The organism is Pseudomonas sp. IT-93MI4, from assembly GCF_949767635.1.
Taxonomy (GTDB): domain Bacteria; phylum Pseudomonadota; class Gammaproteobacteria; order Pseudomonadales; family Pseudomonadaceae; genus Aquipseudomonas; species Aquipseudomonas putida_A.
Map to the genome: position 1 here is coordinate 39,213 of NZ_CATKPP010000010.1, position 21,715 is coordinate 60,927.

Genomic DNA, 21,715 nt, shown 5'->3' on the forward strand with positions numbered 1-21,715 from the left:
GTATGCCGGGGAGGGGCGGTGCGAGGGATTTAATCTGCCGCATAAACAAAACCCCCGGCCTGGGCCGGGGGTTCTGGTATCACTCGTCGAGGAAGGAGCGCAGATGCTCGCTTCGCGTCGGGTGGCGCAGCTTGCGCAGCGCCTTGGCTTCGATCTGACGGATCCGCTCACGCGTTACGTCAAACTGTTTGCCCACTTCTTCGAGTGTGTGGTCGGTGTTCATGTCGATACCGAAGCGCATGCGCAGTACCTTGGCTTCACGGGCAGTGAGGCCGGACAGCACTTCGCGGGTCGCTTCTTTCAGGCTTTCAACGGTTGCAACATCGATTGGCGACTGCATGGTCGAGTCTTCGATGAAGTCACCCAGATGAGAGTCTTCGTCATCACCGATCGGGGTTTCCATGGAGATCGGCTCTTTAGCGATCTTCAATACCTTGCGGATCTTGTCCTCAGGCATTTCCATGCGTTCGCCCAGCTCTTCCGGGGTCGGTTCGCGACCCATTTCCTGCAGCATCTGGCGGGAAATGCGGTTGAGCTTGTTGATTGTCTCGATCATGTGCACCGGAATACGGATGGTGCGGGCCTGGTCGGCGATCGAGCGAGTGATCGCCTGACGGATCCACCAGGTGGCATAAGTCGAGAATTTGTAACCACGACGGTATTCGAACTTGTCCACCGCTTTCATCAGACCGATGTTGCCTTCCTGGATCAGATCGAGGAATTGCAGGCCGCGGTTGGTGTACTTCTTGGCGATCGAGATCACCAGACGCAAGTTGGCTTCAACCATCTCTTTCTTCGCGCGGCGGGCCTTGGCCTCACCGATCGACATGCGACGGTTGATGTCCTTGATTTCAGCGATGGTCAGGCCGGTCTCGGTTTCCAGCGCGATCAGTTTCTGCTGGCAACGGATGATGTCCGGCTGTACGCGACCAATGGCTTCGGCGTATTTGCTCTTGCCTTTGGCCAAGGCGTCGGACCAGCTTTCGTCGACTTCATTGCCCGGGAACTGACGCAGGAAATCGGCGCGTGGCATACGTGCATCACGTACACACAGCTGCATGATCGCGCGCTCTTGCTGACGCAGACGATCCAGGGCGCTGCGAACACGCTCGACCAGGGCTTCGAATTGCTTCGGCACCAGTTTGATCGGCATGAACAGCTCGGCCAGGGCCAGCAACTCGGCAATCGCTGCCTTGTTGTGACGACCGTGCTTTTTCAGGGCCTTGCGGGTGATTTCCATCTGATCGGACACAGCGCCAAAACGCTGGGCCGCGATGACCGGATCCGGACCGCTTTCGGCTTCTTCTTCGTCATCCGAAGATTCGGCGTCATCGTCGTCGGTATCGTCGTCAGCCTTGGCGGCTTTCGCGTCGATCGGCGGTGGCACTTCGGCGGCCGGCGGCGCAATGCCGTCGTCCGGGTCGATGTAACCGCTCAGAACGTCGGACAGGCGACCACCCTCGGTGGTGACGCGAGTGTACTCGGAGAGAATGTGGTCAACCGTGCCAGGGAAGTGCGCGATCGCGCTCATCACTTCACGGATGCCTTCTTCGATACGTTTGGCGATTTCGATTTCGCCTTCACGAGTCAGAAGCTCGACCGTACCCATTTCACGCATGTACATGCGCACCGGGTCAGTGGTGCGACCGATATCGGTCTCCACCGCTGCCAACGCAGCGGCTGCTTCTTCCGCAGCGGCCTCGTCGGTATCGGCGTCGGCCAACATAAGGGCGTCCGCATCCGGAGCACTCTCGTGTACGGGGATCCCCATGTCGTTAATCATGCGGATGATGTCTTCCACCTGCTCCGGATCTGAAATATCCTCGGGCAGGTGGTCGTTGACCTCGGCGTAAGTCAGATACTTCTGCTCACGACCCAGTTTGATCAACTCAATAATACGAGACTGCTGTTGCGCTTTTCCGGACATAACACCCTATCCACTGAAGGTCTTGGCGGGCAAAAAACAAGCCGAGGATTATACCTGAGCTATGACCTCACGCGCCAGTTGAGGTCGGGTTTGATTCAGGAACATTGCGTTTTAGAAGCTCAAGAACCTGATGTTTCTCTTCGGTGCTCAAATCGCCTCGTCTTGATTTCGTAAGAAGTCTTTCAAGCACGCGTTCCCGTTGCTTCGCTGATAGGCTATTAATGGTGTCGAAAAACTGTTGTTCAAGGTTTTCATCGTTAATCAGCCATTCTTTCTCAGCGAGAGCCTTGAGTGTGCGCGCTTGATCCGTACCGTGCCAGCGCGCCATCAATGCACTTAAAGAGCGTAGCTTAGGATTCTTTTGCACTGCTTCGATGAGCGCGATCAACAGTTGATTGTTGCTATTGGCGTCATCGGCAAAATTGCGCGTGTTTTCGACTTTGTTGGCCAGTTGCGGGTGATGCAGCAATGTTCGCAGTGCGGTAAGAGTCGGCGATTCGACGCCAATTGGTGTGCGCGGGCGTTGTTGATCGCGATCGCCGCCACGCTTGCCGTTCTTGTCCCAGGGTTTCTTGTCCCATTTCTTGCCGCCGGCGCCGGGTTTCTTCGGCGTCCACTCCTGCTGCGGCACATACATGTCTTGTGCCTGCGGCTGATGGTAGTCGCTGTAATCCGGCATTGCGTCGTAATCGATGCCCGGATCGTAGGCGGGCGGCGCTTCCTGCGGCGCGCTTTGCGCCAGCTGGCTGACGGTTTCGCTGCTCAGGCCGGTGATTTCGGTCAGGCGCTGACGCATCAGGATGCGCAGGTTGGCGCCCGGCACTTTGTCGATCAGCGGCGCGGCGAGGGTGGCCATGTGGGCCTTGCCTTCGAGCGAGCGCGGATCGGCTTCCTCGGTCAGTTGCTGGAAGAAATAATCGGCCAGCGGTTGCGCATGTTGGTTGATTCGGGCCTTGAAGGCATCAGTGCCTTCGGCGCGAACCAGGGTGTCCGGGTCTTCGCCTTCGGGCAAAAACAGAAAGCGCGCGCGGCGCCCGTCCTGCAGGCACGGCAATGTTGCTTCCAGTGCGCGCCATGCGGCGTTGCGGCCGGCTTGGTCGCCGTCGAAACAGAACAAGACGTTCGGCACTACCCGAAACAGACGCTTGAGGTGTTCTTCGCTGGTTGCAGTGCCCAGGGTCGCGACGGCATTGCGCAAACCTTGCTGGGCGAGGGCGATGACGTCCATGTAACCCTCGACGACGATGATTTCGTCGAGGTTGCGGTTGTTCTTGCGTGCTTCATAGAGGCCGTAGAGCTCCTGGCCTTTATGAAAGACCGGGGTTTCCGGCGAGTTCAGGTATTTCGGCTTGTCGTCGCCGAGTACCCGGCCACCGAAAGCGATGATGCGGCCGCGGGTATCGCGGATCGGGAACATCACGCGATCGCGGAAGCGGTCATAGCGTTTGCCGGTTTCGGCGTTCTCGATCAGCAGGCCGGCGTCGATCATGGCCTTCTGCTGCAAAGTGTCGCTGCTCAAATGTTTGAACAGGTTGTCCCAGCCCGGCGGCGCGAAGCCGAGACCGAAGTCCCGGGCGATCTCGCCGGTCAGTCCGCGGCCCTTGAGATAATCCACCGCAGCCTTGCGCGCGGGATGACTCTTGAGCGCCTGGCGGTAGAAATCGGCGGCGGCGGTGAGCAGCGGGTACAGCGGCGAATCGGTTGGCTGCCGCGGTTTGTGCGGGCGGCCACTTTCTTCGCGGGGGATTTCCATGCCGGCGGCTTTAGCCAGGTCCTCAACCGCCTGGGGAAAATCCAGGTTGTCGTGGTCCATGAGAAAGCCGAGGGCGTTGCCACCGGCGCCGCAACCGAAGCAGTAATAGAACTGCTTGTCCGGGCTGACGCTGAACGATGGGGTTTTCTCTTTATGGAACGGGCAGCAGGCGGTGTAGTTCTTGCCGGCCTTTTTCAGTTGCACACGCGAGCTGACCACGTCGACGATGTCGGTGCGGTTCAGGAGGTCGTCAATAAAGCTCTGGGGAATCAGCCCGGCCATGGCGTTCTCGTCTGCGCTGTAATGAGTCCGATGCGAAGGGCGGCCGGACGCAGGTCTTGAGTGAGGCGCACAAAGTGGGCGGCTCGACCGGGTTCGGTTGCGTGATCGCTGTCGGGAAGTGTATCTGCCGAAAAACCACTGACGTTAGTACTCATCAGTTTTCGACTATTTGAAAGTGTTGCGCTGAATCCGCTGACGGCCGATAAATGGCCCCGGATAGCTCAATAAAACGGGCACGCATGCAGGTGCCTTGGGCTGATCGTCGTAAGAGGAATCAGTGGGTGTGCTCGTCAGTAGCCTTGAAAGGCTCGTCAGAAAAGACGTGCACCGCTGGCAAAAGAGCCAGGTCTGACGCGTGAAGCAGATTTGTCTCGGTCGCGTGTGCGGCTTCGACGGTGAAGCATCAAGCGTTTTACGCAAATGCCATTAGCCCGGCTGAGGGCCGGGCTTAGGCAAGAAGCTTGCTACGATCGTCTGTGTATTAGTACAGACGAACGGCGCGGCGCTGTTCGCGCTGAACTTTCTTGGCGTGACGCTTAACAGCGGCTGCTGCTTTGCGCTTACGCTCAGAAGTTGGCTTCTCGTAAAATTCGCGGCTACGAACTTCAGCCAGTACACCGGCTTTTTCGCAGGAGCGCTTGAAACGACGCAGAGCTACGTCGAAGGGTTCGTTCTCTTTAACTTTGACGGCTGGCATCCAGAGCTACCTTCATTCATTACCGGGGTCAACATCCTCGCGGCAAAAGAGCACTTGAAGACGTCGGTTTTTAAGGGTTGCGGATGTTAACCCCTCATCGCTCGGAATGCAAAGCCTCTGATCGAAAACCGCTAGTCGGGGCATCGCATGGCGACTATTATGCGCGCCTTCGAATTCAGCCTAAACAAGGCGCAAACCCATGCTAGTACTGGGATTAGAAACCTCCTGCGACGAAACCGGCGTCGCATTATACGACAGTGAGCGCGGCCTGCTGGCCGACGCGCTGTTCAGTCAGATCGACCTGCACCGCGTCTATGGTGGCGTGGTGCCGGAGCTGGCCTCGCGTGACCATGTCAAACGCATGCTGCCCTTGATTCGTCAGGTGTTGGCCGAGGCTGACTGCGTGCCGACCGAGATTGATGCGATCGCCTTCACCGCGGGCCCGGGCCTGGTCGGGGCGCTGCTGGTGGGTGCCTCGTGCGCTCAGGCGCTGGCGTTTGCCTGGGGCATTCCGGCGCTTGGTGTGCACCACATGGAGGGCCACTTGCTGGCGCCGATGCTGGAGCCAAAGCCGCCGGAATTCCCGTTCGTCGCTTTGTTGGTTTCCGGGGGGCATACGCAACTGGTTCAGGTCGATGGCATTGGCCAATACAGCCTGCTCGGCGAGACCCTCGACGATGCTGCAGGCGAAGCGTTCGACAAAACCGCGAAAATGATGGGCCTCAATTATCCGGGCGGGCCGGAAATCGCCAAGCTGGCCGAGAAGGGCGTCGTAGGACGTTTCACCTTCCCGCGTCCGATGTGTGATCGCCCGGGCCTGGATTTCAGCTTCAGCGGCTTGAAGACCTTTGCTCTCAATACCTGGCAGCAATGCGTCAACGCCGGGGACGACAGCGAGCAAGCCCGTTGCGACATCGCGCTGGCGTTCCAGCAGGCCGTGGTGGAGACTTTGACCATCAAGTGCAAGCGCGCCCTGAAACACGCGGGCATGACGCGTCTGGTGATCGCTGGCGGCGTCAGCGCCAACAAGGCCTTGCGCGCTTCGCTGGAAAAGATGCTCGGCGATATGCAGGGCGATGTGTTCTACGCCCGTCCCGAGTTCTGCACCGATAATGGCGCGATGATCGCGTTTGCCGGTTGTCAGCGTTTGCAGGCCGGTCAGCAGGAAAGTCTGGCGATCAGCGTGCAGGCGCGCTGGCCGATGGAGCAGTTGTCGGCACTGTGATTGGCGGTGCGATTGGCGGTGTGGCTGAGCGGTATTTAAAAATGCCGTTCGCGCCCGGCAAACAGGTCGCGTAGATTGCCGCGGTGGCGCCAGACGATCAGCAATGTCAATGCGCTCATCGGCAGCAGCGCCTCCGGTTCTTGCCACGCAAGCAAGGGCAGGGTCAGGGGCGTGGCGATCAACGCCGCCAGCGAGCTGGTACGGGTCAGGTAGAACGTCAGCAGCCAGGCGCACACCGCCAGCAGCGCGGCGGGTGGATACAGGCCCAGCAGCATGCCGGCAGCGGTGGCGACACCTTTGCCGCCGCGAAAACGGAAGTACAGCGGGAACAGGTGACCGATCACGGCGCACACGCCGATCCAGGCCTGATCCTGCAACGAAAGGCCAGCGGCCGCTGCGATCAGCACCGGTACCAGGCCTTTGCACAGATCACCGAGCAGGGTCAGGATCGCCAGTTTGCGACCGACCAGGCGCAGCATGTTGGTGGCGCCGGCATTACCCGAGCCACTCATTCGCGGATCCGGGTTTCCGGTCAGGCGGCTGAGCAAAATGGCGAAGGACAGAGAGCCGAGCAGGTAGGCGAGAGTCGCCAGTAACCAAAACATGCTAACTATTCCGGGCGAGGACGCCCTGATTCTAACGGCGCATTGCGCCCTTGTCGTGCAGCGGAGAAAAGTGCTTGGACAGAGTGTTTATCGAGGGCCTGGAAGTCGACACCGTGATCGGTGCTTACGACTGGGAGCGGGGCATTCGACAGTGCCTGCGTCTTGATCTGAGCTTCGCCTGGGACAATCGCCCGGCCGCCGCGGGTGACGACCTGACCCTGGCGCTCGATTACGCCAGCGTTTCCACGCGCATCCAGGCGTTTGCCGAGCAATCCCAATATCAACTGGTCGAGACCTTTGCCGAGCGCCTGGTCGAAGTGCTGATGGCCGAATTCAAGATCACCTGGGTTCGCCTCAAGCTGACCAAGCCGGGCGCCGTGCCGGCCGCCAAGGGTGGCGTGGGTGTGGAGATTGAGCGCGGATGTCGCTGACTCAGGTGTACCTCGGGCTCGGTAGCAATATCGAGCGCGAAACCCATTTGCGCGCCGGGCTCGACGCTTTGGCGACGTTTCTGGTGGATATCCGCTGTTCGGCGGTGTTCGAGAGTCAGCCGGTGGGGATAAAGAGCGGGCCTTTCTTCAACTTCGTGGTCTCGGCGCTTACCGATCTGCCCTTGATGGAGCTGGATCGGCGCCTGAAATTCATCGAAGCCGATAACGGTCGCTATGCGCCGGATCGCAAGGGGCTGCCGCTGGATATCGACGTGCTGTTATACGGCGATCTGACCGGTAACTTCGACGGCTTGATCCTGCCGCGTGCCGAAATCCTGAAAAACGCCTTTGTGTTGTGGCCGCTGTCGCTGATTGCGCCGGATCGAGTGCATCCGGGTGTGGGAAAAAGCTTCGCGACGTTGTGGGCCGAGGCGCAGATTGATCAGGTGTTGGCGCCGGTGGCCTTTGAGTGGCGTGGGCAGCAACTGACGTCTTCGGATTTACGTTGAATTAACGGCCGCTTTCGCGAGCAAGCCCACACATTTGGAATGCATTCCCCTTGTGGGAGCGGGCTTGCTCGCGAAGCTTTTCAGGCTGACGCCTTGTCTTTGTAGGCTTTTAGCGCCTTCAGTCGTTCTCGCTTCAGCGCTTCGCCCAGTTCCGGGCCTTTGAATCCCTTCTCCAGCAACGGCTGCACCGCGACTTCCCGCGCAGCCTGGGCAGCGCCGCGTAAATAATCGGCCTGTGGATAACTTCTCTGCTCCAGCCCTTTACGGCCTCGGGCGTCCATTTCGCATGCGCCGATAAACTCTTCAAACCGCTGCGGTCGTCGATACACATCAAAGCTCTGCAACAGCTCCAGCAATGTTGAGGCCTTCAATTCCAGCGCCCGGTGACAGTGGGTGTGGTACTTGCCGACAAGCAAGGCCAACTCCTGACAATCCTTCGGTGCCTTGAAGCGTTCGTTGACCGCTTTGATCAGCTTCAACCCAGTGTGTTCATGGGCGATATGTCGTGGCCACTCTTCTTCCGGCGTCAGGCCTTTGCCGAGGTCATGCAGCAGGCAAGCCCAGCGTACCGTCAGCGGTTGTTTGTGCAGCGCTGATTGCTCCAGAACGCTGAGAGTGTGCAGGCCGGTGTCGATTTCCGGGTGATGCACTTCCGGTTGTGGCACGCCAAACAGCGCGTCGACTTCCGGCATCAGTTCTTTCAGTGCGCCGCAATCGCGCAGCACCTGGATGAATACCTGCGGCTGATCTTCCATCAGTGCGCGGGAGATTTCTTTCCAGCTGCGTTCGGCGGTCAGCGCCTGCAGTTCGCCGGACTCGCTGAGCTGGCGCATCAGTTCCAGTGTTTCTGGTGCGACAGTGAAGCCAAGACTGGCATAACGGGCAGCAAAGCGCGCAACGCGCAGCACGCGGAGCGGATCTTCGGCGAATGCGGGGGAAACGTGGCGCAGGATCCGCGCTTCGAGATCGCGTTGCCCATGATAGGGATCGGTGAGGTTTTGCTGGTCGTCCTCGGCCATTGCATTGATGGTCAGGTCGCGGCGGATCAGGTCTTCTTCAAGAGTGACGTCAGGACTGGCGTGAAAAGTGAACCCGCCATAACCGCGACCGCTTTTGCGTTCGGTGCGGGCAAGGGCGTATTCCTCGCCGGTATTCGGGTGAAGGAATACCGGAAAATCCGCACCCACGGGGCGAAACCCTTGGGCGAGCATTTCCTCAGTGGTCGCGCCCACCACCACCCGATCAACGTCGGTGACCGGTATACCCAGCAAGCGATCGCGTACCGCACCGCCAACCTTGAAAATCTGCATAAAAAACCTCCGTTAGCCCGACAGGATAACCCTTGTGTCGGACTTTCGGAGGTCAGAACCGCATCTAGAGATGAATCACGGCCAGGTCGAGTCGACCGTAATCACCCTCGCTGTGTTCACTTCGCGGCGGTACGTGGTGAGTTTTCATGATCTGGTCGCCCTGAAGGGTTTCCAGGTGAATGTCGAAGCCCCACAACCGGTGCAGATGTTTCAGTACCTCGTGGGTGGAATCGCCCAAGGGTTTGCGGTCATGTTGCTGGTGACGCAGGGTCAGCGAGCGGTCGCCGCGGCGGTCGATGCTGTAGATCTGCACGTTCGGTTCGCGGTTGCCGAGGTTGTACTGCGCGGCCAGGGTTTCGCGGATGATCCGGTAACCGGTTTCGTCGTGGATCGCCGGCACCAGCAAATCGTCCTTCTGGTCGTCATCGAGGATGCTGAAGAGCTTCAGGTCGCGGATCACTTTGGGTGACAGGTACTGGAGGATGAAGCTCTCATCCTTGAAACTGCTCATGGCGAATTTGATGCTCGACAGCCAGTCGGAACCGGCGATGTCCGGAAACCAGCGCCGGTCTTCCTCGGTGGGGTTTTCGCACATGCGGCGGATGTCGCGATACATCGCGAAGCCCAGTGCGTAAGGGTTGATCCCGTTGTAGTAAGGGCTGTCGAAGCCTGGCTGGAACACCACGCTGGTATGCGAGGTGAGGAATTCCATCATGAACCCGTCGGTCACCAGGCCCTCGTCGTACAGGTCGTTCATCAGGGTGTAGTGCCAGAAGGTGGCCCAGCCTTCGTTCATCACCTGCGTCTGACGCTGTGGATAAAAATACTGGGCGATCTTGCGCACGATCCGCACGATCTCCCGTTGCCACGGCTCCAGCAACGGCGCGTGCTTCTCGATGAAATACAGGATGTTTTCCTGCGGTTCGGCGGGGAACCTGGCGTTGTCCTTGTCGCTGTACTTGTCCGCGCCTTTGGGGATGGTGCGCCACAGATCGTTGATCTGCTTCTGCATGTGTTCTTCGCGATCCTTCTGCCGCCGGCGTTCTTCCTCGGCGGAAATCGGGTAGGGACGTTTGTAGCGGTCGACCCCGTAATTCATCAGCGCATGGCAGGAGTCGAGCAGGTCTTCCACCGCATCGATACCGTGGCGCTCCTCGCATTGCATGATGTACTGCTTGGCGAACACCAGGTAGTCGATGATCGAACTGGCATCGGTCCAGGTGCGGAACAGGTAATTGCCCTTGAAGAAGCTGTTGTGGCCATAGCACGCGTGCGCCACCACCAGCGCCTGCATGCAGATGGTGTTTTCCTCCATCAGGTAGGCGATGCACGGATCCGAGTTGATCACGATCTCGTAGGCCAGCCCCATCTGGCCGCGGCTGTAGGATTTCTCGGTGCTGAGGAAGTGTTTGCCGTAGGACCAGTGGTGATAGCCCAGGGGCATGCCGACCGAGGCATAGGCGTCCATCATCTGTTCGGCGGTGATCACTTCGATCTGGTTGGGATAGGTGTCCAGGGCATAGCCGGCCGCAATCCGGGCGATTTCGCGGTCGTAGGCCTGGATCAGCTCGAACGTCCATTCGGAGCCGGTGGAAATGGGTTGGCGTTTCTGCTCTTTGGCGGTCATGTCACTAACCTGCGCTGGAAGAGTTCACGGAAGACCGGATAGATATCCCCGGCCGAGACCAGTTGCTGCTGGGCAAACGTGTCGGAAAAGGCTTCGGCGATGCGTTCGTATTCGTACCAGAGGGCCTGGTGTTCGCGCGGGGTGATCTCCACATAAGTGTAGTACTGCACAAACGGCATGATCTGATTGATCAGGATGTCGCGGCAGATCGGCGAGTCATCGTTCCAGTTGTCGCCGTCGGAAGCCTGCGCGGCGTAGATGTTCCATTCGTTGCTCGGGTAGCGCTCGGCCATGATCTCCTGCATCAGCTTCAGGGCGCTGGAGACGATGGTGCCGCCGGTTTCCCGCGAGTAGAAGAACTCTTCCTCGTCCACTTCCCGGGCGCTGGTGTGATGGCGGATGAACACTACGTCGATCTTGTCGTAGTTCCGCTTGAGGAACAGGTACAGCAGGATGAAAAAGCGTTTGGCGATGTCCTTGGTCGCCTGGGTCATCGAGCCGGACACGTCCATCAGGCAGAACATCACCGCTTTCGAGCTGGGGTTGGGTTGCTTGATCAGCAGGTTGTATTTCAAGTCGAAAGTATCGAGGAATGGCACGCGGTGAATGCGCGCGCTGAGTTTCTCGATTTCCGCTTCGAGTTCCTGAATATCGCCGAAGTTGTCCGGCTCTTCGCGCTTTAATCGCGCCAGTTCCTCTTTGGCCTCGCGCAGTTTGGCACGGCTGCTGCCGGACAGCGCAATGCGCCGGGCGTGGGCCGAGCGCAGGGTGCGGATGATATTGATCCGTGACGGGTTGCCCTCGTTGCTGATCCCCGCGCGCACGGTCTTGAAGGTGTCGGTACCGCTCAGGTTGCGTTTCACCAGATTCGGCAGTTCAAGGTCCTCGAACATGAACTCGAGGAATTCCTCCTGGGTGATCTGGAAGACGAATTCGTCCATGCCCTCGCCGGAATTGCCAGCCTTGCCGGGACCGCGTCCACCGCCGCCCCCCGGAGGCCTGGCGATGTGTTCGCCAGCAGTGAATTCCTTGTTGCCGGGATGAACCACGGTCTGCTTGCCGCCGCGACCGTGGTGAAGCACCGGTTCGTCGATATCGCGACCGGGAATGCTGATCTGTTCGCCGTGTTCCATGTCGGTGATGGAACGGCGGCTGACTGCCTCTTCGACAGCCTTCTTGATGTGATCACGGTAACGCCGCAGGAAGCGCTGGCGGTTAACCGTGCTCTTGTTCTTGCCATTGAGACGTCGGTCGATCACATAGCTCATACGTGGCCCTCCGGGCAGCTTCAAGTTGTGAGCTGCGAGCCGCAAGTAGAAGCACAGCGTTCACATGCTTTTTTCTTGCAGCTCGTAGCTTGAAGCTTGTAGCTGTTTTACTGCGATTTCCGGACCCGTAGGTACCATTCGGACAGAAGTCTTACCTGTTTGTCGGTGTAGCCGCGTTCGACCATTCGAGTAACGAAGTCGTTGTGTTTCTGTTGATCCTCTTTGCTCGCCTTGGCATTGAAGCTGATGACTGGCAGCAGGTCTTCGGTGTTCGAGAACATTTTCTTCTCGATGACCACCCGCAGTTTCTCGTAGCTGAGCCAGGTCGGGTTCTTGCCGTTGTTGTTGGCTCGGGCGCGCAACACGAAGTTGACGATTTCGTTGCGGAAATCCTTCGGATTGCTGATGCCCGCCGGTTTCTCGATTTTCTCCAGCTCTTCGTTCAGGGCGACACGGTTGAGAATCTCGCCGGTCTCCGGATCGCGGTATTCCTGATCCTGGATCCAGAAGTCCGCATACAGCACGTAGCGGTCGAAGATGTTCTGCCCGTATTCGCTGTAAGACTCCAGATAAGCGGTCTGGATCTCCTTGCCGATGAACTCGATATAACGCGGCGCCAGGTATTCCTTGAGGTAGCGCAGATAGCGCTCGCGGGTCTCGGCCTGGAACTGTTCCTGCTCGATCTGTTGTTCCAGCACATACAACAGGTGCACCGGGTTGGCGGCGATTTCATGCGGATCGAAGTTGAACACCTTGGACAGAATCTTGAACGCGAAACGGGTCGAGAGACCGTTCATGCCTTCGTCGACGCCCGCCGAATCGCGGTATTCCTGGATCGACTTGGCCTTTGGATCGGTGTCTTTCAGGTTTTCCCCGTCGTAGACGCGCATCTTCGAATAGATATTGGAGTTTTCCGGTTCCTTGAGGCGCGACAGCACGGTGAACTGCGCCAGCATCTTCAGAGTGTCGGGGGCGCAGTGGGCTTTGGCCAGCGAACTGTTGAACAGCAATTTGTCGTAAATCTTCACCTCGTCGCTGACCCGTAGGCAGTACGGCACTTTGACGATGTAGATCCGGTCGATGAACGCTTCGTTGTTCTTGTTGTTGCGGAAGGTGTGCCACTCCGATTCGTTGGAGTGCGCGAGCAGGATCCCGGTGAACGGAATCGCCCCCAGCCCTTCGGTACTGTTGTAGTTGCCTTCCTGCGTGGCGGTCAGCAATGGGTGCAGCACCTTGATCGGTGCCTTGAACATTTCGACGAATTCCATCAGGCCCTGGTTGGCCCGGCACAGCGCACCGGAGTAGCTGTAGGCGTCGGCGTCGTTCTGTGGGTATTCCTCGAGTTTGCGGATGTCGACCTTGCCTACCAGCGCCGAGATGTCCTGGTTGTTCTCGTCACCCGGTTCGGTCTTGGCCACGGCGATCTGGTTGAGAATCGACGGGTACAGCTTGACCACGCGGAACTGGCTGATGTCGCCGCCAAATTCAGCCAGGCGTTTGGTCGCCCACGGCGACATGATGGTGTTCAGGTAGCGCCGCGGGATGCCGAAGTCTTCCTCGAGGATCGCGCCATCTTCGGTGGCGTTGAACAGACCCAGAGGCGATTCGAATACCGGCGAGCCCTTGATCGCGTAGAAGGGCACTTTTTCCATCAGCTGTTTCAGCTTCTCGGCCAGGGACGATTTACCGCCACCGACGGGGCCGAGCAGGTAGAGGATTTGTTTCTTCTCTTCCAGGCCTTGGGCGGCATGGCGGAAATACGAGACGATCTGGTCGATGCATTCTTCCATCCCGTGGAAGTCTTCAAAGGCCGGATAGCGACGAATCACCTTGTTGGAGAAGATCCGCGACAGCCGCGAGTTGGTCGACGTGTCGAGCAGCTCGGGTTCGCCGATGGCCATCAATAGACGCTCGGCGGCGGAAACGTAAGCGCTGCGGTCCTTTTTGCACAGCTCTAGGTACTCCTGCAGCGAGAGTTCTTCCTGGCGTGTGGACTCGAAGCGTTGTTGGAAGTGGCTAAAGATACTCATGACGTCACCTCGCTCGATACGTGGAGCCGACGCCGGATCACTCAGTCGATGCTGGCAAGCAGCCGTGGTGGCCGCTTGTTTACCCCCCAGAACACTTTCGCGGTCGACAACCTTGAAAGTCACTCCCGATGACCCGTGCGCCGGTGTACCGGCTCTCCCCTGTTTTGGATGGCCTGGGCTTAAGGATAGTTGGGAATTCGAGAGGTAAAGGCGAGATACGTAATTAGTTGTGGCAGACCGTTCGTCTGCCGCGCGCAGGCCCACGGCAGCCGGGGCCTGCGCGTGACAAAAAAATTATTCGGCGGTGCCTTGCGCGGTTTCCGACGGATAAGTCGCACGCCACAGCTCGAAGCCGCCGTCCATGCTGTAGACGTCGGAGAAGCCCTGGCTGATCAGGTAGGCGGCCGCGCCCTGGCTGGAATTGCCGTGGTAGCAGACGACAACGGTCGGTGCATCGAGGTCGGCGCCTTGAATGAAGGCGTGCAGCGAGTGGTTGTCCAGATGCTTCGAACCGCTGATATGCAGGGCGGCAAAAGTTGCAGGATCACGGACATCGACCACGACTGCGCCTTGCTCACGCAGGGCATGGGCCTGTTCCGGGGGGATTCGTTTGAATTCGCTCATGGCGGGTTCCTGTAGCTCGGCAGAGTGCGCAGTCTAACGCGGGGCGCTGACTGGCGGAGTTTCGGGGATAAGTGGTGCGACTGATGGCGCAAGCCCGCCGTGTTCATCGCATTTGCATGACACGCGCTCGCCGCTGTCGACGTTCATCAGGGTCAGGCTGCCGCCCCAGACACAACCGGTGTCCAGTGCCGAGATGCCCGGTTCACGGACATCGCCTTCCAGCGCGGCCCAGTGGCCGAAAATGATGCGCAGACCGCGGGTCTTGCGCTCTTTGTGCTGGAACCATGGCTTATAGCCGGGCGGGGCAGTGTCGAGACCTTCCTTGCTCTTGAGGTCGAGCTTGCCCTCGGCAGTGCAGAAGCGCATGCGGGTGAAATAGTTGGTGATGACGCGCAGGCGGGTCACGCCCGTGAGCTCGCTGTCCCACTTCGCCGGCTCATTGCCGTACATGCCATCGAGATACAGCGGAAACAGGTTGTCGTCACGCAGTGCCGCTTCGGCCTCGGCCGCGTACTTCAGGGCCTTGCGCAAGGACCACTGCGGTGGGATGCCTGCGTGCACCATGGCTACTTCGCGTTGTTCGTCGTAGTGCATGAGTTTCTGCTGGCGCAGCCACTCGAGCAGATCGGCTGCGTCGGGGGCTTCAATGATCTCGCGCAGGGTATCGGACTTCTTCAGGCGCTCAATGTTGTTGGCTGCAGCGAGCAGGTGCAGGTCATGGTTACCCAGTACGCAAACCAGCGAATCGCGCATGCCGTAGAGAAAACGCAGGGTTTCCAGCGATTGCGGGCCGCGGTTGACCAGGTCGCCGACCAGCCACAGCCGATCGAGCTTCGGGTCGAAAGCCACTTGCTTGAGCAGACATTTGAGCGGTTCGAGGCAGCCTTGCAGGTCGCCGACGGCGTACGTCGTCATCAGTGCAGGGCTCCGGGGACGGCGAGGCGGAAAGGTTTGATGATCGCGTCGAAATGTTTACCGTCATCGGCGACCATTTCGTAAGTGCCCTCCATGGTGCCGACCTTGGTGGTCATCACCGTGCCGCTGCTGTAGGTGTGGCTTTTGCCAGCCTCGATCAGCGGTTGCTGGCCGACGACGCCAGCGCCGCGAACCTCTTCGACATGCCCGTCACCGTCGGTAATCACCCAATGTCGTGACATCAGCTGGGCAGGGCGCTCGCCATTGTTCTGCACGGTGATGGTGTAGGCGAAGGCGAAGCGGTTGTGCTCGGGTTGCGATTGTTCTGCCAGGTAGCGGGTAACGACACTGACGTCGACCTGATAACGAGAATCGGACATGCAAAAGGGCCTTAAGCAAAGCGGAACGCGAGGCGTAGCTGATGGGGAATCAGTCTAGGCAAGTATCGGGCAGTAAACCAGAGTGGCGGCCTGCCCGATAGCGTTCATCGCCGGTCAGTCGGCGGCGGGGGCGGCAGGAACCTGCTCGGCGAGCTTGTCGGCCAGGCGCACGAATGCGGCCAGGTCCAGTTGCTCGGGGCGCAGGCTGCCATCGACGCCGGCGGCTTCGATCTCGGCAGCGGTCATCAATTGCTTGAGGGTGTTGCGCAGGGTCTTGCGACGCTGGTTGAAGGCTTCGCGAACGACACGCTCGAGCAGACGATGATCCTTGGCCGGGTGCGGCAGTACCGCGTGCGGCACCAGACGGACGATGGCCGAGTCGACCTTCGGCGGCGGGTTGAACGCGCCCGGGCCGACGTTGAACAGGTGTTCCACACGGCAGTGATATTGAACCATGATCGACAGACGACCCCAGTCCCCGCCACCCGGGCCTGCGGCCAGGCGCTCGACCACTTCCTTCTGCAACATGAAGTGCATGTCGCGAATGATGCCGGCGTTGTTCAGCAGGTGGAAAATCAGCGGCGTTGAGATGTTGTACGGCAGGTTGCCGACCACGCGCAGGCTGTTCGGCGCAGCGTTGAGGGTGTTGAAGTCGAACTTCAGCGCATCGCCCTGATGCAGGTTGAAGTTGCTCTTGCCGGCAAACTGCTGGTTGAGGATCGGGATCAGGTCCTTGTCCAGTTCCACCACGTCGAGTTGCGCACCGGAGTTGAGCAGGCCAGCCGTCAGTGCGCCCTGGCCCGGGCCGATTTCCAGCATGCGGTCGCCGGATTTGGCACTGATGGAGCGCAGGATGCGGTCGATGACGCCGGCGTCGTGCAGGAAGTTCTGGCCAAAGCGTTTGCGCGCCTTGTGTTGGTATTGCTCGGTCATAAACGGGTCTCGGCCATCTGGTAGGCGGTTTCCAGGGCGACCTGCAGGCTGCCGGTGTCGATCTTGCCGCTGCCGGCCAGATCCAGGGCGGTGCCGTGGTCAACCGAGGTGCGGATGATCGGCAGGCCAAGGGTAATGTTGACTGCGGCGCCGAAGCCTTTGTACTTCAGCACGGGCAGGCCCTGGTCGTGGTACATCGCCAGCACTGCGTCGCAGTGCTCCAGATATTTGGGGGTAAACAGAGTGTCGGCAGGCAGCGGGCCACGAAGGTCCATGCCCTCGCCGCGCAGGCGCTCTAAGGTAGGTTCGATGATGTCGATTTCTTCATGGCCCAGGTGTCCGCCTTCGCCGGCGTGCGGGTTGAGTCCGCAGACCAGGATGCGTGGCTGGGTGATGCCGAATTTGTCTTGCAGGTCGGCGTGCAGAATCCGCGTGACCCGTTCCAGCCGTTCCGGCGTGATCGCATCGGCGATCTCGCGCAGGGGCAGGTGAGTGGTGACCAGTGCCACGCGCAAGCCGCGGGTGGCGAGCATCATGACCACTTGGGCGGTGTGGGTCAGGTCGGCGAGAAATTCCGTGTGTCCGGAGAACGGGATGCCGGATTCGTTGATCACGCCCTTGTGTACAGGGGCGGTGATCATCCCGGCGAAGTCGCCGTTCAGGCAGCCGTTGCCGGCGCGGGTCAGGGTTTCCAGAACGAAGGCAGCATTAGCCTGGTCCAGTTGCCCGGCAACCACGGGAGCGCTCAGCGGGGTGTCCCAGACGTACAGGCTGCTTGCCGGTGCCGGCGCGTCCGGCCAGTGACCGGGTGCCACTTCCAGCAAAGTGACGGCCAGCCCCAGCTGCGCGGCCCGCTCGGTGAGCAGGTCGCGGCTGGTGATGGCAATCAGGGGGTGTGGCTGGGCTTGCGAGGCGAGCAGCAGGCACAGGTCGGGACCGATGCCGGCTGGTTCGCCGGGTGTCAGCGCGAAACGCTTGGGTTTCACTGCGCTGCCTGGTCTGCACCAGGGAGTTTGATTTCTACGTAGGCTTCTTCACGAATCTGACGCAGCCAGTTTTGCAGCTCTTCATCGTATTTTTTGTTACGCAGAACGGTCATTGCTTGTTGCTCGCGAGCCTGCTCGGTGCTGTCGGTGGCGCGGCGGCCAAGGACTTCCAGTACGTGCCAGCCGTACTGAGTCTGGAACGGCTTGGACAGCTGACCTTGTGGGGTCTTGGCCATCACTTCGCGGAATTCCGGTACCAGTGCGTTCGGGTCGATCCAGTTCAGGTCGCCACCGTTGAGCGCCGAACCCGGGTCTTCGGAGTAGTTCTTCGCCAGTTCAGCGAAGTCTTCACCGGCCAGGATGCGATCGTACAGCGACTGCACCAGGGCCTTGGTCTTGGCTTCGTCACGGATCGGGCTTGGCTTGACCAGGATGTGGCGCACATGCACCTCATCACGCATCTGCGCTTCGCCACCACGTTTGGCCAGCAACTTGAGGATGATGAAACCACCCGGGGTACGTGCAGGCTGAGTGATGTCGCCAACGGCCATGCTGCTCAGCTCACGATCGAACGGCGGTGGCAGTTGCGCAGCTTTACGCCAGCCCATGTCGCCGCCTTCCAGGGCGTTGTCGCTGCCGGATTTGGCAACGGCCATCTGACCGAAGTCAGCACCTTTCTTGAGCTGCTGGTAAACGTCCATTGCCTGACGGTAAGCGCTCTGAATCGCTTCAGAATTGGCGCTTTCCGGCGTAGGAATCAGGATGTTGGCCAGGTGCAGCTCTTCGGACAGTTGCATCTTGCCCAGGTCGGAGGCGAGGAAGTTCTTCACTTCCTGCTCGGAGACCTGGATGCGCTCTGCCACACGGCGCTGACGCACACGGCTGATGATCATTTCGCGCTTGATCTGGTCACGGGCGTCGTCGTAGGACAGGCCATCGTGAGCCAGAGCCGCGCGGAATTGATCCACAGTCATGTTGTTACGCTGAGCGATAGTGCCAACAGCCTGGTTCAGTTCTTCATCGGTAATGCGGATCCCGGAACGCTCGCCGATCTGCAGTTGCAGGTTTTCGACGATCAGGCGCTCGAGCACCTGCTGATCCAGCACGCCTGGAGGCGGCATGCCGCCGCCACGTTTGGCGATGGTCTGCTGAACTTCGTGGACGCGCTGGTCCAGTTGGCTCTGCATGACCACGTCGTTATCAACGATCGCGACCACTTTATCGATGGACTGTACTGCGGCGTTGGCCGCAGTACCCAGGAACAGCGCGCCCAGCAGCAGCGGGCGCAGAGAATCAGAAAGCTTGGTCTTCACGTTGACGATAACCTTGGATGCCTTTGTCGAGGAAGCTCTCTACCTTGGCGCCAGTCAGGCCGCCGAGTCCCTTCAGAACAATTTGGAGGAAGACGCCGTGGTCGCCTTTTTCGTTTTGCGGAGCTTCCTGACTGAATTCGTCGTAGGAAACCCAGTAACGGTTGATCAGGCGCAGTTTCCAGCAGCAGTTGTCGTATTCGAAACCACCGAAGGCTTCCAGCGTACGGTTGCGGTTGTAGTCGTACTGCCAGCGGCTGATCGCGCTCCACTGCGGAACGATCGGCCAGATGACCGAGAAGTCATGCTGCTGGATCTTGTAGTAGTCCTTCACGTAGCCAGGCTGGCCCGGCGTGCCGTAGTCGCCACCACCCACCGACCATTTACCGGTGTTCTGGTCGTAACGAACCTGGTCGTTGCGATAGCGATAACCGACGTTGACCACCTTGTTCGGGTTGTCTTCAGGCTGGTAATGGAACATCGCGCTGCCGGAACGCGGGCTGCGGCTGTCCGGATCCCAGTTGTAGTCGGCAGTGGTGCGCCAATCGCGGTTCCAGCGGTATTCGTATTCCAGCGCGTATGGCGATACGTCGGACTGGGCGTCTTTGCGATCCTTGAACGCGATGCCTGGCAGTTGAACTTCGCGATCCTTGAAGTAGTAAGCCTGGCCTACGCTGATGCGCTGACGCTCGAAACCGTCGTCTTCGATCCAGCGGCTGGTCACGCCCAGCGACAGCTTGTTCTCGTCGCCGACACGGTCGGAGCCGGAGAAGCGGTTATCGCGGAAGAGCGACGCGTAGTTGAAGGTGTATTCACTGGTATCGAATACCGGAATGTCTTCCTGATCAACCTTGGGTACATACAGGTAGAACAGACGCGGTTCCAGGGTCTGGCGATAGTTCTTGCCGAAGTACGACGTGTTGCGGTCGAAGTACAGGCCGCTGTCGACGCTGGCGATCGGTACGCCACGGTTCTGGTTGCTGTCGAAGGTGCCGTTGAGCTTTTGCTGCTCAGCAGTCATCGCAGCAATCTGCGACTTGCCGGTGCCGTCCAGATCCAGCTGGTATTGGGTGTACTGGTACTTGAGCGATGGCTTCAGGAAACCATAGGTCCAGTTCATCGGCAGGCTGACGCCCGGCTTCAGGTTCAGACGATCGCCGTTGGCGCGCGCCAGGCCCTGAACGTTTGTATCCAGGCGAGGCGAGATGGTGCCGTCTTCATTGGTAAAGTTGCCGTTTTGCAGATCACGATCGAACCGAACAATTTCGGTCTCGTAATCGAAATTCAAACCTTCCGGGTGATACGGCAGTTGACCATTGAAGGTGATCTGCGGCAGACGGCCGTAAGGCGTGATGTTCGAAACGGTTGCCAATTGGTACTGCTGCGCATTCAGGCGAGCGGTGTAGCTGTCGCCACGATAGGTCACCGAACCTTGCTGATTCACGAAGTCCTGGCTCTTCACACCGATCTGATCAGTGGTCAGGTCCTGGAAGTAGTACGGATCGCTGATCTTGGTGTAGTCGACCTGAGTCATCACGCGGGAGTCGAGACCACCCTTGTGCTGCCAGTTGTACATGTAGCGATTCTTTTCGTAGTCGGTCTGTTTGCTGCGATCGGTATCTTCGTCGTTCAGATACGCCGCACCGAACTGGCCTTCGCTGGACTTGGTCAGGTAACGGAATTCGCCTTCGACCAGCATGCCGCGTTTGCTCATGTAACGCGGGTACAACGTGGCATCGTAGTTCGGCGCCAGGTTGAAGTAGTACGGGGTCACCAGCATGAAGCCGGTATCGCTGCCGGTGCCGATGGTCGGCGGCAGGAAGCCCGATTGACGACGGTCGTCGATCGGGAAGTAGATGTACGGCGTGTACAGGATCGGAATGTCCTTGACCCGCAGTGTCACGTTGGTCGCGGTACCGAAGCCGGTGGCAGGGTTCAGGGTGATGTTGTTGCCCTTGAGCTGCCAGGCGTTGCTGTTCGGTTCGCACGTGGTGTACGTGCCGTCCTTCAAGCGGATGATCGCGTTTTCGGCACGCTTGGCGTACAGCGCGTTACCGCGGATGCGCGATTTGTGCATCACGTATTCGGCGTTGTCGACCTTGGCTTCACCGGTGTCGAGCTGCACATCGGCGTGGTCGCCGACGATCAGTGCGCCGTTGTCGCGAATGCGCACGTCGCCATTGAGTTCGGCGCGGCTCTCGGCCTGATACAGGCTGGCCTCGTCGGACTCGACCTGCATGCTGCCCTGACGCAGGACCACGTCGCCGGCCAGCGTACCCACCTGATCTTCGGTGTTGTAGCGCGAGGCCTTGGCGCCAATAAAGGTCGGTGCGTCACTTTTATTCGTCTTGTCATTCATGCCAGGACGAATTGGTTCGATATAGGAACCAGAGCAGTAAGGACCGGTCTCGGCCAATTGGGCGGCGGTGAGCTTCTCGCGCGGAACCCAGTCGAGGTGACTGTAGTCTTCGCTACGGGATTTCAGGCCGCGGCCTTTGGCTTCGGTGACCAGCACAGGCTTGGCGCCGGTGTCGGATGTGGAACCGTTCTGGGTCGGGGCTTCGCCGGCGGCGCTGACAGCGCTGCCGTCATGCACCGGACGCGGCGGCAATGCAGCTGCCGGCGTCTTGGGCGCACACGCCCAGCCACCCGTTGCCGAGACGGCGCAGTCATACTGCTCGGCGGCAACAACGAATTGACTGGCCAGAGGTTGCATAGCCAGCAGACTGCCGGTTACCAACAACGGAAATTTTTTACGAAACGCGGGGGATTTCAATGCCATCTTATTAGTCCGGGCTTCCTGCGTGCCATCTGCCCGCGGTGTGGGCCGCACGCCTCTCGATGGTCTGAAAAAGATGCTGGATAATAAAGCATGACCCGCTTGACGGCTAGCGCCGTCGGAG

The 21,715-nt window shown here is 59.5% G+C and carries 18 protein-coding genes; 3 read left to right on the forward strand and 15 right to left on the reverse strand.

The features are described 5' to 3' along the window. Positions 1-79 precede the first annotated feature (79 nt). The 3 genes from rpoD to rpsU form a co-directional block, all read right to left on the reverse strand. Complete coding sequence (gene rpoD, locus ACM6I7_RS07000) at positions 80-1,927, reverse strand: RNA polymerase sigma factor RpoD (protein ID WP_027610709.1); 1,848 nt, start codon at positions 1,925-1,927, stop codon at positions 80-82. Positions 1,928-1,994: 67 nt separating this feature from the next. Next, on the reverse strand, positions 1,995-3,962 hold the full coding sequence (gene dnaG, locus ACM6I7_RS07005; RefSeq protein WP_336841133.1) for a DNA primase: 1,968 nt from the start codon (positions 3,960-3,962) through the stop codon (positions 1,995-1,997). A 481-nt stretch (positions 3,963-4,443) separates the two neighbouring features. Then, positions 4,444-4,659: a 30S ribosomal protein S21 gene (gene rpsU / locus ACM6I7_RS07010; protein ID WP_002551877.1), complete on the reverse strand. Its 216-nt coding sequence runs from the start codon at positions 4,657-4,659 to the stop codon at positions 4,444-4,446. 199 nt (positions 4,660-4,858) lie between these two features. Between rpsU and tsaD the strand changes: the two genes are divergently transcribed. Beyond that, positions 4,859-5,884 carry a tRNA (adenosine(37)-N6)-threonylcarbamoyltransferase complex transferase subunit TsaD gene (tsaD, locus tag ACM6I7_RS07015; protein ID WP_414888223.1) on the forward strand — a complete coding sequence of 342 codons (1,026 nt, stop codon included), beginning with the start codon at positions 4,859-4,861 and terminating at the stop codon, positions 5,882-5,884. Positions 5,885-5,919: 35 nt separating this feature from the next. Here tsaD and plsY read toward each other — a convergent pair whose 3' ends face one another. Beyond that, positions 5,920-6,489, reverse strand: coding sequence for a glycerol-3-phosphate 1-O-acyltransferase PlsY (gene plsY / locus ACM6I7_RS07020; protein WP_027610711.1), 570 nt, complete (start codon positions 6,487-6,489; stop codon positions 5,920-5,922). 74 nt (positions 6,490-6,563) lie between these two features. Between plsY and folB the strand changes: the two genes are divergently transcribed. Further along, on the forward strand, positions 6,564-6,920 hold the full coding sequence (folB, locus tag ACM6I7_RS07025; RefSeq protein WP_003228857.1) for a dihydroneopterin aldolase: 357 nt from the start codon (positions 6,564-6,566) through the stop codon (positions 6,918-6,920). Next, positions 6,911-7,429: a 2-amino-4-hydroxy-6-hydroxymethyldihydropteridine diphosphokinase gene (gene folK, locus ACM6I7_RS07030; RefSeq protein ID WP_027610712.1), complete on the forward strand. Its 519-nt coding sequence runs from the start codon at positions 6,911-6,913 to the stop codon at positions 7,427-7,429. Before folB ends, folK begins: the two co-directional genes overlap by 10 nt. An 80-nt stretch (positions 7,430-7,509) precedes the next feature. Here folK and ACM6I7_RS07035 read toward each other — a convergent pair whose 3' ends face one another. From ACM6I7_RS07035 to ACM6I7_RS07085, 11 genes are all read right to left on the reverse strand, one after another. After that, positions 7,510-8,739: a multifunctional CCA addition/repair protein gene (locus tag ACM6I7_RS07035; protein WP_414888224.1), complete on the reverse strand. Its 1,230-nt coding sequence runs from the start codon at positions 8,737-8,739 to the stop codon at positions 7,510-7,512. A 64-nt stretch (positions 8,740-8,803) separates the two neighbouring features. After that, positions 8,804-10,366: a SpoVR family protein gene (locus ACM6I7_RS07040; protein WP_414888225.1), complete on the reverse strand. Its 1,563-nt coding sequence runs from the start codon at positions 10,364-10,366 to the stop codon at positions 8,804-8,806. Beyond that, on the reverse strand, positions 10,363-11,634 hold the full coding sequence (locus ACM6I7_RS07045) for a YeaH/YhbH family protein (protein ID WP_003228849.1): 1,272 nt from the start codon (positions 11,632-11,634) through the stop codon (positions 10,363-10,365). Before ACM6I7_RS07045 ends, ACM6I7_RS07040 begins: the two co-directional genes overlap by 4 nt. A gap of 107 nt (positions 11,635-11,741) precedes the next feature. Then, positions 11,742-13,664: a PrkA family serine protein kinase gene (locus ACM6I7_RS07050; RefSeq protein WP_003228848.1), complete on the reverse strand. Its 1,923-nt coding sequence runs from the start codon at positions 13,662-13,664 to the stop codon at positions 11,742-11,744. A 294-nt stretch (positions 13,665-13,958) separates the two neighbouring features. Then, positions 13,959-14,288 (reverse strand): thiosulfate sulfurtransferase GlpE, encoded by a 330-nt coding sequence (gene glpE / locus ACM6I7_RS07055; protein WP_027610715.1) that lies wholly within the window; start codon positions 14,286-14,288, stop codon positions 13,959-13,961. A 33-nt stretch (positions 14,289-14,321) separates the two neighbouring features. Then, entirely contained in the window at positions 14,322-15,203 is an 882-nt protein-coding gene (locus tag ACM6I7_RS07060; protein ID WP_027610716.1) for a symmetrical bis(5'-nucleosyl)-tetraphosphatase, read from the reverse strand. Next, positions 15,203-15,583 (reverse strand): Co2+/Mg2+ efflux protein ApaG, encoded by a 381-nt coding sequence (gene apaG, locus ACM6I7_RS07065; RefSeq protein ID WP_027610717.1) that lies wholly within the window; start codon positions 15,581-15,583, stop codon positions 15,203-15,205. The genes ACM6I7_RS07060 and apaG overlap by 1 nt, the downstream gene beginning before the upstream one ends. Positions 15,584-15,697: 114 nt before the next feature. Next, positions 15,698-16,516: a 16S rRNA (adenine(1518)-N(6)/adenine(1519)-N(6))-dimethyltransferase RsmA gene (rsmA, locus tag ACM6I7_RS07070; protein ID WP_027610718.1), complete on the reverse strand. Its 819-nt coding sequence runs from the start codon at positions 16,514-16,516 to the stop codon at positions 15,698-15,700. Next, the gene (gene pdxA, locus ACM6I7_RS07075) at positions 16,513-17,502 is read right to left on the reverse strand and encodes a 4-hydroxythreonine-4-phosphate dehydrogenase PdxA (RefSeq protein WP_414888226.1); all 990 of its coding nucleotides are present in this window, start codon (positions 17,500-17,502) and stop codon (positions 16,513-16,515) included. The genes rsmA and pdxA overlap by 4 nt, the downstream gene beginning before the upstream one ends. Beyond that, on the reverse strand, positions 17,499-18,815 hold the full coding sequence (locus tag ACM6I7_RS07080) for a peptidylprolyl isomerase (protein ID WP_414888227.1): 1,317 nt from the start codon (positions 18,813-18,815) through the stop codon (positions 17,499-17,501). Before ACM6I7_RS07080 ends, pdxA begins: the two co-directional genes overlap by 4 nt. Beyond that, positions 18,796-21,594 carry an LPS-assembly protein LptD gene (locus ACM6I7_RS07085; protein ID WP_414888228.1) on the reverse strand — a complete coding sequence of 933 codons (2,799 nt, stop codon included), beginning with the start codon at positions 21,592-21,594 and terminating at the stop codon, positions 18,796-18,798. The genes ACM6I7_RS07080 and ACM6I7_RS07085 overlap by 20 nt, the downstream gene beginning before the upstream one ends. Positions 21,595-21,715 lie beyond the last annotated feature (121 nt).

What these genes read in the sequence shown, in the direction of transcription:
- rpoD (WP_027610709.1), bottom strand. Translation starts at nt 1,927, where the DNA reads ATGTCCGGAAAAGCGCAACAGCAGTCTCGTATTATTGAGTTGATCAAA.
- dnaG (WP_336841133.1), bottom strand. Translation starts at nt 3,962, where the DNA reads ATGGCCGGGCTGATTCCCCAGAGCTTTATTGACGACCTCCTGAACCGC.
- rpsU (WP_002551877.1), bottom strand. Translation starts at nt 4,659, where the DNA reads ATGCCAGCCGTCAAAGTTAAAGAGAACGAACCCTTCGACGTAGCTCTG.
- tsaD (WP_414888223.1), top strand. Translation starts at nt 4,859, where the DNA reads ATGCTAGTACTGGGATTAGAAACCTCCTGCGACGAAACCGGCGTCGCA.
- plsY (WP_027610711.1), bottom strand. Translation starts at nt 6,489, where the DNA reads ATGTTTTGGTTACTGGCGACTCTCGCCTACCTGCTCGGCTCTCTGTCC.
- folK (WP_027610712.1), top strand. Translation starts at nt 6,911, where the DNA reads ATGTCGCTGACTCAGGTGTACCTCGGGCTCGGTAGCAATATCGAGCGC.
- ACM6I7_RS07035 (WP_414888224.1), bottom strand. Translation starts at nt 8,739, where the DNA reads ATGCAGATTTTCAAGGTTGGCGGTGCGGTACGCGATCGCTTGCTGGGT.
- ACM6I7_RS07040 (WP_414888225.1), bottom strand. Translation starts at nt 10,366, where the DNA reads ATGACCGCCAAAGAGCAGAAACGCCAACCCATTTCCACCGGCTCCGAA.
- ACM6I7_RS07045 (WP_003228849.1), bottom strand. Translation starts at nt 11,634, where the DNA reads ATGAGCTATGTGATCGACCGACGTCTCAATGGCAAGAACAAGAGCACG.
- ACM6I7_RS07050 (WP_003228848.1), bottom strand. Translation starts at nt 13,664, where the DNA reads ATGAGTATCTTTAGCCACTTCCAACAACGCTTCGAGTCCACACGCCAG.
- glpE (WP_027610715.1), bottom strand. Translation starts at nt 14,288, where the DNA reads ATGAGCGAATTCAAACGAATCCCCCCGGAACAGGCCCATGCCCTGCGT.
- ACM6I7_RS07060 (WP_027610716.1), bottom strand. Translation starts at nt 15,203, where the DNA reads ATGACGACGTACGCCGTCGGCGACCTGCAAGGCTGCCTCGAACCGCTC.
- apaG (WP_027610717.1), bottom strand. Translation starts at nt 15,583, where the DNA reads ATGTCCGATTCTCGTTATCAGGTCGACGTCAGTGTCGTTACCCGCTAC.
- rsmA (WP_027610718.1), bottom strand. Translation starts at nt 16,516, where the DNA reads ATGACCGAGCAATACCAACACAAGGCGCGCAAACGCTTTGGCCAGAAC.
- ACM6I7_RS07085 (WP_414888228.1), bottom strand. Translation starts at nt 21,594, where the DNA reads ATGGCATTGAAATCCCCCGCGTTTCGTAAAAAATTTCCGTTGTTGGTA.